The organism is Nocardia sp. SSK8 (assembly GCF_037034205.1).
Lineage (GTDB): Bacteria > Actinomycetota > Actinomycetes > Mycobacteriales > Mycobacteriaceae > Nocardia.
In genome coordinates this window covers 16,337-29,872 of the sequence record NZ_JBAGKD010000011.1, presented here as the reverse complement: position 1 = coordinate 29,872, position 13,536 = coordinate 16,337, and the positions used below count along the sequence as shown (strand labels likewise).

The 13,536-nt window shown below is 67.0% G+C and carries 12 protein-coding genes; 6 read left to right on the top strand and 6 right to left on the bottom strand.

Features of this window, described 5'->3' with window-relative positions; genetic code table 11:
• Positions 1-60: 60 nt before the first annotated feature.
• Positions 61-1,821, top strand: a complete 1,761-nt coding sequence (locus tag WA675_RS27430) for an HNH endonuclease (protein ID WP_442945683.1) — start codon at positions 61-63, stop codon at positions 1,819-1,821.
• Positions 1,822-1,946: 125 nt separating this feature from the next.
• Here WA675_RS27430 and WA675_RS20025 read toward each other — a convergent pair whose 3' ends face one another.
• On the bottom strand, positions 1,947-2,525 hold the full coding sequence (locus WA675_RS20025) for a cysteine hydrolase family protein (protein WP_336086190.1): 579 nt from the start codon (positions 2,523-2,525) through the stop codon (positions 1,947-1,949).
• Positions 2,526-2,598: 73 nt separating this feature from the next.
• Here WA675_RS20025 and WA675_RS20020 point away from each other — a divergent pair, with 73 nt between their 5' ends.
• Positions 2,599-3,576, top strand: a complete 978-nt coding sequence (locus WA675_RS20020; RefSeq protein WP_336086189.1) for a GlxA family transcriptional regulator — start codon at positions 2,599-2,601, stop codon at positions 3,574-3,576.
• Positions 3,577-3,797: 221 nt separating this feature from the next.
• On the opposite strand, the gene WA675_RS20015 is transcribed toward WA675_RS20020, so the two are convergent.
• The gene (locus tag WA675_RS20015) at positions 3,798-4,511 is read right to left on the bottom strand and encodes a helix-turn-helix domain-containing protein (RefSeq protein ID WP_336086188.1); all 714 of its coding nucleotides are present in this window, start codon (positions 4,509-4,511) and stop codon (positions 3,798-3,800) included.
• A gap of 548 nt (positions 4,512-5,059) precedes the next feature.
• Positions 5,060-6,895: an acyl-CoA dehydrogenase gene (locus WA675_RS20010; protein WP_336086365.1), complete on the bottom strand. Its 1,836-nt coding sequence runs from the start codon at positions 6,893-6,895 to the stop codon at positions 5,060-5,062.
• A 232-nt stretch (positions 6,896-7,127) separates the two neighbouring features.
• Between WA675_RS20010 and WA675_RS20005 the strand changes: the two genes are divergently transcribed.
• Complete coding sequence (locus tag WA675_RS20005; protein ID WP_336086187.1) at positions 7,128-7,733, top strand: alpha/beta hydrolase family protein; 606 nt, start codon at positions 7,128-7,130, stop codon at positions 7,731-7,733.
• 27 nt (positions 7,734-7,760) lie between these two features.
• Here WA675_RS20005 and WA675_RS20000 read toward each other — a convergent pair whose 3' ends face one another.
• The 3 genes from WA675_RS20000 to WA675_RS19990 form a co-directional block, all read right to left on the bottom strand.
• Entirely contained in the window at positions 7,761-8,432 is a 672-nt protein-coding gene (locus tag WA675_RS20000; RefSeq protein ID WP_336086185.1) for a class I SAM-dependent methyltransferase, read from the bottom strand.
• Positions 8,433-8,468: 36 nt separating this feature from the next.
• A complete protein-coding gene (locus WA675_RS19995) occupies positions 8,469-9,575 on the bottom strand; it encodes a DUF4185 domain-containing protein (protein WP_336086184.1) in 1,107 nt (368 codons plus the stop codon).
• Positions 9,576-9,745: 170 nt separating this feature from the next.
• Positions 9,746-10,495, bottom strand: a complete 750-nt coding sequence (locus tag WA675_RS19990; RefSeq protein ID WP_336086183.1) for a crotonase/enoyl-CoA hydratase family protein — start codon at positions 10,493-10,495, stop codon at positions 9,746-9,748.
• 112 nt (positions 10,496-10,607) lie between these two features.
• Here WA675_RS19990 and WA675_RS19985 point away from each other — a divergent pair, with 112 nt between their 5' ends.
• The 3 genes from WA675_RS19985 (at position 10,608) to WA675_RS19975 (ending at position 13,516) form a co-directional block, all read left to right on the top strand.
• Positions 10,608-10,925, top strand: coding sequence for a hypothetical protein (locus WA675_RS19985; RefSeq protein ID WP_336086182.1), 318 nt, complete (start codon positions 10,608-10,610; stop codon positions 10,923-10,925).
• Between the two features lie 93 nt (positions 10,926-11,018).
• Positions 11,019-12,134 (top strand): dimethylsulfone monooxygenase SfnG, encoded by a 1,116-nt coding sequence (sfnG, locus tag WA675_RS19980; protein WP_336086181.1) that lies wholly within the window; start codon positions 11,019-11,021, stop codon positions 12,132-12,134.
• Complete coding sequence (locus WA675_RS19975; protein WP_336086180.1) at positions 12,134-13,516, top strand: acyl-CoA dehydrogenase family protein; 1,383 nt, start codon at positions 12,134-12,136, stop codon at positions 13,514-13,516. The genes sfnG and WA675_RS19975 overlap by 1 nt, the downstream gene beginning before the upstream one ends.
• Positions 13,517-13,536: the final 20 nt, after the last annotated feature.

Below are 13,536 nucleotides of genomic sequence, written 5' to 3'. Positions count from 1 at the left end.
TGTCGCATGGCAACGCCAAGGTTGTCACCGGGCGGTGGTCCAATGAGATGAGGAGGCCTCATGCTCACCAAGTGTGCTGACTGCGACACGATGTTCGACCCTCGCCCCACTGGGCGCGGGCCGAGCCGTCAGCGGTGTGAGGAACACGTCAAGCGGCGTAAGGCTGAGTTGATTCGCGCGCGTGACGCGCTCAATCGGGCCGAGAAGTACGGGGTTGAGAGAGAACTTGTCATCGCGCGAGAGGTGTTCGAGCGGGATGGCTGGATGTGTCACCTGTGCGGAGGTCCGATACCGGAGCGCTTGCGGATGACCCGAGTTCTCGGCGGCAAGCATGACCCGATGTCCCCGGCTGTCGACCATGTGATTCCTCTGTCCAGAGGTGGCCCCCACACGATGGGAAATTGTCGTGCTGCGCATTGGACATGCAATGCGCGCAAATTCAATATCGAGCGAGCCGAGATCAACGCGGAACTGCCTGCTGACCGACCTGCTCCGCGTGTTGCGGTGAGAGGTGATGTATGCAAGCTCGATGAGTGCCTGCGTCCAGTCGCCGCACGCGGGCTGTGCCAGGCGCATCTCCGGCGCTTGAAGAAATACGGTGACCCGAACAAGGTCAAATGCGGTTGCGGGTGCGGTGAATTGCTATCGGTCGCGGCCGCCGTCGCTGTTGCTGTCGTATACCTCGACGGTCACGGTGTCGCGACTGGAGCTGCGGTTTCTCCTGCGGCCAAATTGAGGCAAGGGCTCGTTTCTCGGCCGGTTTCGGATCGCGGTAAGACATGGTATGGGCTCACGAGTGACTGCCAAGTATGGACCGGCTCGAAGAATGAGGCGGGCTACGGCCGCATGTATGTTCGGGTACAGGGCCAGAAGCGTACGGGGCGCTCTATCCAGGTGCACCGCCTCGCGTACGAGCTTGCAAACGGTGAGGGTTCAGCCCTCAACCTCACGATTGACCACTTGTGCGGTGTCTCGTTGTGCTGCAATCCCCGGCATCTAGAGGCTGTGACAATTGGTGAGAACCTGAGGCGCGCCGCGATGGTGATCCTCGCTTGCCCACGAGGACACACCTATGACGACGAGAACACAGACTACAGCCCAGACGGCCATCGGCGGTGCCGCCAGTGCAACACGGACCGGTACCACGTCGAAAAGCATGGGCATGAATTTGTTGCTGACCCTGAGAACGCGAGCGATTTGCGCCGACGGTGCCTCGTTTGTCGGGAACGCAGGGAAGCGACGCCGCAATTCTGCCCTCAGGGGCATGAGTACACACCGGAAAACAAGCGAATCGGCAGCGACGGAAAGCGGTATTGCCAGCAATGTACCTGGGATAGAACACATATACCGGACTACGGACACTCATGTGTTCCTGACACGAACGGACCGGCCAAGAAGCGGCGCTGCCTCATCTGTCGCAAACTGAATCCACCTCCGACGCATTGCGTCAACGGTCACAAGTTTACGAAGGCGACAACGGAATACACCGCAAAGGGTTGGCGCAATTGCGTGCTGTGCCGCCTCAATGCCAATCATGTTCCGAAGCATGGGCACGAGTATGTGATTGACACGAGCAACCCGACGACGGTGCGCCGTTGCCGCGTGTGCTTTCTGGCGAAACATGCGGCATCTCGGTTCTGTCCATACGGTCATGAATTCACGCCGGAGAACACGCGGCTGAAGAAGGGGTGGCGCAACTGTCGGGTTTGTGAACGTAACAGGGGGCACCGTAAGTTGTTCGATCACGACTTCTTACTCGATCCACGCAGTGGAAAGCAGGCGCGCTGCCTGACCTGTGCGCAAGCCCGCGCGGAGCGCTAGAGACTTCCCGACGGTGGGACCTTCTGACGCACTAGCGCTCGCGGTACGAGCGCTCGCGAGCCCTGGAACTACTGCGCGGTTTCATCGACGCGCAGTGCTGGGTGCGGACGTTCGAGATTTCTGATTCAGGATAGGTCGGCGGGGGTTGGGACGACGACGGCGTAGAGGTCGGTGAGGGTGGCGAGGGCGCTCGCGTGGAGTTGGGCGGCGGAGACCGTGGCCAGGGGGCGGGTGGCGCAGGCTTCGGCGATGACGGTGGGTTTGTTGCCGCGGAGGAAGGCGCCTTCGGTGGTGAAGGTGACGCACATGTGGGTCATGAATCCGGCGATGATGACGTTGTCGTTGCCTGCGGCGTCGACGAGGTCGCCGAGGTCGGTGTCGACAAAGGCGTTGGGGAAGGATTTGACGACGACGCTCTCGTCGGGGGTGGGGGCGACGGTGGGGTGGATGTGGCCGATGTCGGCGGTGATGTCGTAGGGGGTGTTCTTGCCGTCGTCGTGGATGACGTGGATGACGGTGGCGCCGGTGGCGCGGGCCTTGGTGAGGAGGTCGGTGGCGGTGTCGAGGGCGGGTTGCCAGCCGGTGAGTTCCATGACGCCCTGGGTGTAGGTGTTCTGGTAGTCGATCAGGATCACGGTGGAGTCGGCGAGGGCGGCGGGGGTTTCGTCGAGGCCGTTGAGGGCGCGCAGAGTGGTGGAGGTCATGGGATCGACGGTATTGGCCTGCGGGAATGTCGGCAATGTCATGTAACCTGCAGATTCAGACATGGAGGTGGCGGTGGATCGGCTGGTGGTGATCGTGCTGTTCGATCGGGTGGATCTGCTCGATGTGACGGGGCCGCCGGAGGTGTTCTCGCTGTTGCGGCGGGAGATGGACGAGCCGACGGGGTATCAGGTGGTGCTGGCCGCGGCGTCGATGGCGCCGGTGACCACCTCGGCGGGGGTGCGGGTGCTGCCGGATACGACGTTCGCGGAGCTGGCGGGGCGGCGGGTCGACACGGTGGTGGTGCCGGGGGCTGTCGAGACCGACGGCGAGCGGCGGGTGCGAGCGGTGGTCGATCCGGGGGTGGTCGATGCGGTGGGGGAGCTGGCGAAGGATGCTCGGCGGGTGGCGTCGGTGTGCGTGGGGGCGCATATTCTCGCGGCGGCGGGGCTGCTCGACGGCAAGCGGGCGACGACGCATTGGTCTACGGCACGGCAATTGGCCGACGAGCATCCGGACGTTCTGGTAGACGCGGATCCGATCTATATCCGGGACGAAAACGTCTGGACCGGAGCGGGTCTCACCGCCTGCCTGGATCTGACGCTGGCGCTGGTCGCCGACGATTTCGGGGACGAGCTCGCGTTGCGGGTGGCCCGGCAACTGGTGATGTATCTCAAAAGACCCAGTGGCCAAAGCCAATTCAGTGTTTCGCTGGAGCCGGTGTCGACCACTCGGCGGATCGAGGAACTGCGCCACTACATCGCGCGGAATATCACCGATTCGCTGACGGTCGGCGAGCTGGCCGAGCGGGCGCATGTGAGTGAGCGGCAGCTGACGCGGGTGTTCCGTGCTGAATTGGGGATGACACCGGCGGCCTATGTGGAATCCGCGCGGGTGGAGGTGGCGCGGCATCGGCTCGAGACCAGCGACGACGCCCTGCCGCGGATCGCTGCGGCGTGCGGGTTCAATACCGTCGATACCCTGGCTCGCGCGTTCCGGCGCACGCTCGACACCACCCCGGCTGAATACCGCAATCGCTTCCGGATCGGCTGATCGCGGGCTGTCTTGCCCGCGACCGAGCCCGCGCCGTCCGGCGCCCGTCGATTCGTCGGCGGGCGCCGCGTCGTGCCGGGGTGGTGCCGCACCGTAGGATATGGCCCGGTCAGGGCTGTTGACGGTGAGTGGCAAGGGGTTTGGTGTGGACGGATTGCAGTGGCCGACATGGATTCTGATGACCATGCTGTCGGCCATGAACAGCGTGCTGTGGCTGTTGGTCAGCGGGTCGGGATAAGGCGGTATTGCCACCACGGGCGGGTGGGGAAGGCCGGGTCGTAGATGCGCAGCAGGAGACGGCGTTCCAAGCCGGTGCTGCGTTCGCGGACGCGCAGGTGGCGGCGGGAGACGTCCTGGGCGCTGATCTCCGCGGCCCAGACCGGGTCCCAGTCGGGGGAGACGCTGCACGCGTCGGTGATCGCGGTGACGCGCTGGCTCGAGGCCAACGGCGCGAGCATGCGGAAGGCGTGCACCATCAGCTGGGCCTCGGTGGTCCAGTCGAGGTAGGCCTTCTTCGCGGCGGGGTTGAGGAACATCCACTCGAGCATGTTCACGCCCGCGCCCAGGCCGGGGAACAGGCGCTGGTAATCGCTGTTGGCGGCGAGCATGTCGAGGGTGGGGAAGCGCAGGTAGCAGGCGGGGTGGTTGAGGCTGGCCAGGTCGGTCAGATCCTCGGCCGTAGGCGTGGCGGGCACGGGGCCGGAATCGACTGTGGGCAAACCGAGTACGAGGATGTGCTTGCGATACCACAGCGGCACTTCGAGGCTGTCGAAAAGCCGTTGCAGCATGGCGGTATTGGGCACCAGCGTGCCGGATTCGATCTGGCTGATCAGCAGCGGCGCCATCTGCGCCCGCATCGCCAGCTCCGAGCGCGCCAGGCCCGCGGCCATCCGGCGCTCCCGCAAATACACACTGAGCGCGGTACTGTCACCCATCCTGCAACCCCCGAGCCTCACCCCGACCGACGGTAGAACCCAGGGTACGCCGGGAAGATCACCAAGAGACGACAAACGGCCCGGAGCCGAAACTCCGGCCCGCCCACCCGGTCTCGCGATGTACGCGGTCGCCTGCCCCGCATCACGGTGCGCGTGTTTCAGGGGCCGAGAGCGCGAGCGGGTACTACAGCGATTCCATCGGGGCGACGGTGGCCGACCATGGCTCCTACTCCGCCATTCGCAGGATGGGTCATGCCCCTTTTTCTGTGGCTATCGGGTGGGTGGGTGGCCTGCTAGAACGGTCCTGGTGCCGGAAGTCTTCTGGCGAAAATCTGAAACATGAGAGGTTCGCAATGAGTGGAATTGGGGTGTTCGGTGCGGTTTCCTACCCGCCGCAGATCCACACCGGTTCGGGCGAGGCCGTCGATACCCTGCTCGAACAGCTCTACGTGCTGCTCTTTCCGGCCTAGCCAGGACAGAGACGACGAACGGCCCGGAGCTTGAGCTCCGGGCCGTTCGTCGTCAGGAAAAGGGTTGGGCCGTCAACCTCAGAAGGCGGCTTCGTCCAGCTCCATGATGTCGTTGTCCAGGTTGGCCAGGATCGCGCGGGTGGCGGTCAGCTCCGGCAGGACGTTGCGGGCGAAGAACTGCGCCGAGGCGACCTTGCCGGTGTAGAAGGCGACGTCGGTGCCGGTGGCGCCGTTGTCCAGGGCGGCCAGGGCGATCTCGGCCTGCTGCAGCAGCTGCCAGCCGATGAACAGGTCGCCGACGGCCATCAGGAAGCGGACCGAACCCAGGCCGACCTTGTACAGCTCGGTCGGCTGCTCCTGGGCGCCCATCAGGTGGCCGGTCAGGGTGGCGGCCATGGTCTGCACGTCCTCGAGCGCGGTGGCGAGCAGCTTGCGCTCACCCTTGATGCGCTCGTTGGCGCCCTCGGCGTCGATGAACTTCTGGATCTGGCCTGCCACGTGGGCCAGGGCCACACCGCGGTCGCGGGCGATCTTGCGGAAGAAGAAGTCCTGCGCCTGGATGGCGGTGGTGCCCTCGTAGAGCGAGTCGATCTTCGCGTCGCGGATGTACTGCTCGATCGGGTAGTCCTGCAGGAAGCCGGAGCCACCGAAGGTCTGCAGCGAATCGGTCAGGTACTGGTAGGCGCGCTCGGAACCGACACCCTTGACGATCGGCAGCAGCAGGTCGTTCACGCGGAACGCGACGTCCTTGTCCGCACCCGAGACGGCCTCGGCGATCTCCGGGTTCTGGTGCGCGGCGGTGTAGAGGTAGATCGCGCGCAGGCCCTCGGCGTACGCCTTCTGGGTGGCCAGCGAACGACGCACGTCGGGGTGGTGGGTGATGGTGACGCGCGGCGCGGTCTTGTCGGTCATCTGGGTGAGGTCGGCACCCTGGACGCGGGTCTTGGCGTACTCCAGCGCGTTCAGGTAACCGGTCGACAGGGTCGCGATGGCCTTGGTGCCGACCATCATGCGGGCGTTCTCGATGACGTCGAACATCTGCGCGATGCCGTTGTGCACCTCGCCGACCAGCCAGCCCTTGGCGGGCACGCCGTGGCCGCCGAAGGTGACCTCACAGGTGGCCGAGGCCTTGATGCCCATCTTGTGCTCGACATTGGTGACGAACACGCCGTTGCGGTCACCGTAGGTCTCGGTCTCGAAGTCGAAGTGGACCTTCGGGACGTAGAACAGCGACAGGCCCTTGGTGCCCGGACCGGCGCCCTCGGGGCGGGCCAGCACCAGGTGCATGATGTTCTCGAACAGGTCGTCGGAGTCACCCGAGGTGATGAAGCGCTTGACGCCCTCGATGTGCCAGGTGCCGTCTTCCTGCTTGATCGCCTTGGTGCGGCCCGCGCCGACGTCGGAGCCCGCGTCGGGCTCGGTCAGCACCATGGTGGCACCCCAGTTGCGCTGGGCGATCTTGGCGGCCCAGCCCTTCTGCTCCTCGGTGCCGTTGTTGAAGAACACCTGGGCGAACCCGGCGCCCGCGGCGTACATCTGGATGGGCGGGTTGGCGCCGAGCACCATCTCCGACAGGGCCCAGGTGATGGCGGACGGGGCGTTGAGGCCACCGAGCTCCTCGACGACGCCGACCTTGGCCCACTCGCCGTCCTCGAGCGCCTTGTAGGACTTCTTGAAGGACTCGGGCAGGGTGACCGTGTGGGTGTTCGGGTCGAAGGTGGGCGGGTTGCGGTCCGCGTCGGCGAACGAGTCGGCCAGCGGGCCCTCGGCCAGGCGGCGGACCTCGGAGAGCATCTCCTTGACGGTGTCGGTGTCGAGATCACCGAAGGTGCCCGCGTCCAGCAGCTTGTCGATGCCGAGAACCTCGAAGAGGTTGAACTCGAGGTCGCGAACGTTTGCCTTGTAGTGGCCCATGTGAGTACTCACTCTCCGTTGAGTTCTGGTGCGGTCGGTTGTGCGCCGTTCCCGCCCGTTGTGACGTCCACCGGGTAGCCTTCCGGTTTTCCGCATGCTACTCGCGGGTAACTTATGCACCATATTACCGGTGGGTAATGCCCACGGCAAAGGGGTGGGCGGCAATGTGACATGAAAAACACGCGCGGCTGCGGAGACGTTGCTCGCCGCGGACGCGGGGCTACCGTGAGGTGTGCGCATCGAGACGTCAGCGGGACCGGCCGAGATCGAGCTCGACGAGCCGGGCGCACCGGCCTTCCTCCTGGTGATCACGCACGGCGCGGGCGGCGGTGTCGACGCGAAAGACATTCTCGCGGTTAGGGATTCGGCGCTGGAAGCCGGTGGGGTGGTGGCCAGGGTGGTGCAGCCGTATCGCGCGGCCGGGCGCCGGGCGCCGGGGAATGCCGACAAGCAGGACGAGGCCTGGCTCGAGCTCGTGGCGGCCCTGCGGGCGCGCTATCCGGGTTTGCCGCTCGTTCAGGGCGGTCGGAGCAACGGGGCGCGGGTCGCTTGCCGAACCGCCGTCGCGGCCGGGGCGCGCGGGGTGATCGCGCTGTCGTTCCCGCTGCATCCGCCCGGGAAACCGGAGAAGAGCCGCCGCGACGAACTGCTCGCGCCCGGGGGCATCGAGGTCGTGGTCATCAATGGTGGCAGCGACCCGTTCGGCATCCCGGACCCCGCCGACACGGCCGAACTCGTGGTCATCCCCAAACAACCCCACTCGTTCCGCACCGGCTTCGACACCATCGCCGCCACCGTCACGCCGTGGTTCGCCCGCTGGGCACACCTGGACGACTGATCACCACGCTGCGGTGGCGGCGTCGGCTCAGGCCGGGTCGGGGAGCGGGCGTTCGGCGACGACCAGGGCATCGATGGCGTCGGGGCCCTCGGTGGGGCGCAGGACCGTGTCGGCGATGCGAATCGTGATGTCGTCGCGGTCGAGTTCGGCGCGGATGTCCTCGGGGGTGAACAGGATGGCCGGGTCCTGGGGGCCGCCGTAGCCGTCGGTGAGGTTGCGGGAGTCGTGGCCCAGGACCAGCAGCATGCCGCCGGGAGTGAGCAGACCGGCGAGTTCGCGCAGCAGGGCGGCGCGCTGGTCGGCGGGCAGGTGCACGAAGACCATCAGCACGAGTTCGAACGGGCCGGTGATGCCCGCGTCGGCGAGTTCGGTGATGTCGGCGGTCTGCCAGTGCACGCGGCTGCGGACCGAGCGCGACAGCCGGGCGGCGACCGTGCGGCCCTTGTCGATACCCACCTGGGAGAAGTCGACCGCGGTGACCTGCCAGCCGTGGGTGGCCAGCCACAGCGCGTGCCTGCCCTCGCCGCAGGCCAGGTCGAGGGCACGGGGCAGCTCGGGTGGGGTGCCGCCGGGTTCGTCGGGGAGCAGCGGGACGCGCCGGTCGAGGCCGTAGACGTGCTCGACGACCACACTGTTCGGCGGTGCGCCCCACACCAATTCACTGCGCGCGTATCGCGCGTCCCACTCCGCCGAGTCCATGGTTTCGAGTGTAGGACCCGTCGGTGGGCCCCGTGCTCACAACGTCGTGCGCATCAGGACCACGTTGTACTGGGTGTGGATGGTCGTCATGAAGTAGAGGTCGCGGCCGGTTTGGTAGGGAAAGATCGACGGGGCGTAGGCGGTGGGGAGTTCGCGGGCGTCGATGAGGACCTCCGGCGCGCTCCACGGGCCCTCGGGCGAGGACGCGCGGCGCAGGACCACGGAGTTGAACGGGTCGGTGGTCAGCGAGATGAACTGGCCGAGGTACTCGTTGTACATCACCGACAGCTCGCCGACGCCGCCCATGATCGGGACCGCGGCGTTCACGTCGTCGCGCTTCCAGCCGCCGCCGTCCCAGTACTCGTAGGCGGCGAGGTTCTCGATCTCGGCCTCGGGCACGCGGGCCAGGAAGGCGTCGTTGTCGCGCCCGGAGCGGGTGCCGTACTCGTAGACGAAACCGCCGTCCTTCAGGAAGGCGTTCATCTGGAAGTTCGCGTTGCCGCCCTCGTCGGGGCGGCGGGTGTGGCCGAGATCGGCCCAGGTCTCGCCGTTGTCGGCGGAGGCGGCCAGGCCGGAGAAGTTGGTGGTCCACTCGCCGGGGGCGTCCCAGGTCTTCACCGACATCATCGACAGGTACTGCACGCCATTGGCCGAGATGCCCGCGGTGGGGATGCGGCTGATCTCCAGGAACGGGATCTTCGGGCTGGGGATCAGGTCGCGCGCCTGGCCGACGACATCGCGCACCACGCTGTCGAAGTACACGCCGTTGGCCGGGTTCTTGGTGTTGCTGCGGACCAGGATGTTGGAGCGCCAGGCCCAGGTGCTGCCCGCGAGCAGGTTGGGGAAGCCGATGCCCGCGGTGTCGCCGAAGGCGGTGAGCATCTCGCCGCGGCCGTTGTCCCACATGATGCCCAGGTCGGTGCCGAGCACGTTGTAGTTCTGGGTGTTGTTGGGGCTGGCCATGCCGGTCACCTGGAACACGGCCTGGGTGCGGCCGTGTAGGACGGGCAAACCGTGGGTGCCGTTGAGCACCGGGATCGGGTTGATCGCGTTCGGATTCGCCGCGGCGGGAGTCGCCCCGCTCACCAGCAAGACTGTCGCGCCCGCGAGCGCCGACAGCAGGATGGAACCGGTCTTGATCACGATCGTCGACAGCCTCCGGGTCGCGCCGAAACCCTCGCACGCCGCAGGCATCCCTGTGCTACGTACCACATTTCGACTGGTTGGCGAATCGCAGAGATGCTAACAGGCAATCACGGTGATGTGGAGTACATCGCCTTGTGAGTTGGTATCAAGAAATCCGCATTAGCTTGTCAGTCGCTGCGCGCACCCGCCTTACGCAGCAACAATGGGATCTGGGCGGCGCGTTCGGCGGCGAAACTCGCGCGGGAATCGCGTTGCCAGGAGCGGTCGAAGAGGCGTTTGGCGGCGGCCACGGCCTTGCGGTCGCGCGCGGCGATGCGGTCGGCGAGGGCCTCGGCGGCGGCGATCGGGTCCTCGGCGAGCTCGGTGACCAGGCCGATGCGGTGCGCGTGCGTGGCGTCGATCGGGTCGGCGGTCATGGTCAGCAGCATGGCCTGGTCGATGCCGATGAGCTGGGACAAGGTGGCGGTGCCCGACATGTCGGGAATCAGGCCGTGCACGCCCTCCATCACCGTGAGTTCGGCGTCGGGGGTGGCGATCCGGAAATCGGCGGCCAGCGCCAGCTGCAGGCCGCCGCCGAAACAGCGGCCGTGCACCGCGGCGATCACCGGCACGTCCAGGCGCCGCCATGCCCAGCAGGCCTCCTGGAAGGTATTGGTGCCGCGCAACGGCCGGGGCAGGAATTCGGTGACGATTGCCAGCGGATTGCGCGCGGCCGCGGCGATATCGAGTCCGCTGCAGAAACTCGGGCCGTTTCCGGACAGGATGACCGCGCGGGTTGCTTTGTGGCGGTCGACTTCTCGGGCCGCCGCCACGAGGTCGCGCAGCATTTCCAGGGTGAGGCCGTTGTGTTTGCTGGGGCGGTTCAAGGCGATATATGCGCGATCGCTGTCGAAGCGCACGCTGAGGTGGTCTCCCATGGGGCCACCTTACTCGGGAGTCAGTTGGGTGGTCTGGCACTCCGGACGACGGTGCGGCATGATCCACCACGCACCGCGCATCGGCCGATGCGCGTCGATCGAGAGGACGAGAGTGCGGATCTGTATTGTCGCCGCGGCATTGCTCGCGATGCCGGTGCTGGCGGCCTGCGGAAGCGGCGACGACGCTCCCGCGGTAACCCAGGCGGAGCTGTCGAAGTCGTTGCAGGACAAGGGCCTGAAGAACCCCGAGCTGGCCGATTGCGCGGCGAAGGTCTTCCTCGAGTCGGGGATGTCGCAGGACGGGCTGCGGGTGATGGTGTCCGACGAGCAGGCGGGTGATCCGGCCACGCTGCTCGGCGAGGACGACACCGCCAAGGTGAGCGCCGCGCAGTCGAAGATCGCGGCGGACTGCGTGCAGCTGGGCGGCTGAGCTCGCGCGCGTATCGATCGCGCCGATTCAAACCCTCGTCGGGCCCGGTCGCCGGTGTTGCACTGGTAGCGCCCACGACGAGGAGGAGCTGCCATGACCACGGAGACCATCGCCGATCAGGTCTCGTTCGCCTACTGGGTCCCCAATGTCAGTGGTGGCCTGGTGACCAGCGAGATCGAGCAGCGCACCGGCTGGGACTTCGAGTACAACAGGAAGCTCGCGCAGACCGCCGAGCGCAACGGCTTCGACTACGCGCTGTCCCAGGTGCGCTACACCGCCTCCTACGGGGCGGAGTACCAGCACGAGTCGACCTCGTTCAGCCTCGCGCTGCTCGGGGCGACCGAGCGGCTCAAGGTGATCGCCGCCGTGCACCCGGGCCTGTGGCATCCGGCGGTGCTGGCCAAGTTCGGCGCCACCGCCGATCACCTCTCCGGTGGCCGGTTCGCCATCAATGTGGTCTCCGGCTGGTTCGCCGGGGAGTTCCAGGCCCTCGGTGAGCCGTGGCTCGAACACGACGAGCGCTACCGGCGCAGCGCCGAGTTCCTCGAGGTGATCCGCAAGATCTGGACCGAGGACGCGGTGAACTACGGCGGCGACTTCTACCGCATCCGCGACTTCACGCTCAAGCCCAAGCCACTGAACACCCCGGAACGGCCGAATCCAGAACTGTTCCAAGGGGGTAACTCCTCGGCCGCGCGCCGCAACGGTGGCCGCTACGCCGACTGGTACTTCTCCAACGGCAAGGACTTCGACGGTGTCACCGAGCAATTCGACGACTTGCGCGAGGTGGCCAGGGCCAACGACCGCGAGGTGAAGTTCGGGCTCAACGGCTTCATCATCGCCCGTGACACCGAGAAGGAAGCCCGCGACACCCTACGCGAGATCGTCGACAAGGCGAACAAGCCCGCGGTGGAAGGATTCCGGAGTGCCGTGCAGCAGGCGGGAGCGTCGACGGCCGACCGCAAGGGGATGTGGGCCGACTCGACCTTCGAGGATCTGGTCCAGTACAACGACGGTTTCCGCACCGGCCTGATCGGCACACCCGAGCAGATCGCCGAGCGCATCGTGGCCTACCGGGCGCTCGGCGTCGACCTGATCCTGGCCGGTTTCCTCCACTTCCAGGAGGAGATCGAGTACTTCGGGGCCAAGGTGCTGCCGCTCGTGCGTGAGCTGGAGGCCGCGGCGACCCCGGTCGCCGCGGGCCGCTGATGACGGTGGTGACCGCCGAGCGGATCACCACGGCCGCACAGGCATTGGCCATCGCCACCGAACTGGCCGAGGAGTTCCGCCAGGGCGCGGCCGAGCGCGATCACGCGCGCAGGCTGCCGCACGAGGAACTGGACCGGCTCTCGGCGAGTGGGCTGCTGGCGATCACGGTGCCCTCGGCGTTCGGTGGCGCGGATCTGGCGCCGAGTGTGGTGGCCGAGGTAGTGCGTCGGCTCGCGGCGGCCGATCCGAATATCGCGCAGATACCGCACAGTCACTTCGTGTATCTGAATCTGTTGCGGCTGGCCGGATCTCCCGCGCTGCGGAACGAGATCTTCACGCGGGTGCTGGCCGGTGCGCGGATCGCCAATGCGCAATCCGAGCGGGGTGGCGCGACGGTCGCCGAGATCGAGACCGTGTTGCGGCCGGTCGAAGGTGGCCGGTTCGTCATCGACGGGACGAAGTTCTATTGCACCGGTTCGCTGTTCGCGGATCTGCTGGCGGTGCTGACCAGACTCGATGATCCGCACGGGATTTCGGGGCTGGCGCCGGGGGAGTACGTGGCCTTCGTGGCCGCCGCTCAGCCCGGAGTGCGCATCGTCGACGACTGGGATGCGCTGGGGCAGCGGACGACCGGAAGTGGGACCGTCGCGTTCGAGTCGGTCGATGTCGACCCCGCGTTCCTGGTCGCGCGCGCGGCCGCGGTGGCCGTGCCGACGGGATACGGTGCGTTCGCGCAGTTGCTGCACGCGGCCATCGATACGGGCATCGCGCGTGGTGCGCTCGACGCTGCGGCGGAATTCGTTCGGACGCGGGCTCGTCCGTGGTTCGAGGCCGAGGTGACGCGGGCCGTCGACGACCCGCTGGTGGTGCAGCGCTTCGGGGAGCTGGGCGTGGCGGTGGCGGCCGCGGAGGCGACGCTGACGGTCGCGGGCGCTGCCGTGGATGAGGCCGTGCGCGGAGCGGGGCAGGCGGTCGTGAGCGCCGCGGTGTCGCCGGGGACGCCGCCAGCCGGTCGAGGGGTTGGCATCGCGGACAGCGCGGTCGGAGCCCGCGGCCTTGAGAACGCGCACGGCCGGGTAGGTGCTGATAGCGCTTCGGGCGGCGATAGCGGAGTGGATGGTGGCGCTGTCGAGGCCGCGGTCGCGCGGGCCTCGATCGCGGTCGCGACGGCCAAGGTGCTCGCCGATCGCGCCGCCAACGAGGTGTCGGCGGCCGTCTTCGAGGTGGGTGGGACGCGCAGTGCCGCCGCCACGCACCGCCTCGACCACTTCTGGCGCAATGCGCGCACGCACACCCTGCACGACCCGGTGCGCTGGAAGTACCAGCACATCGGGCGGGCCGTGCTGCACGACCGGCCGCCGCCGCTGCACGGCGTCATCTGAGCATCGAATCGAGAGAAGGA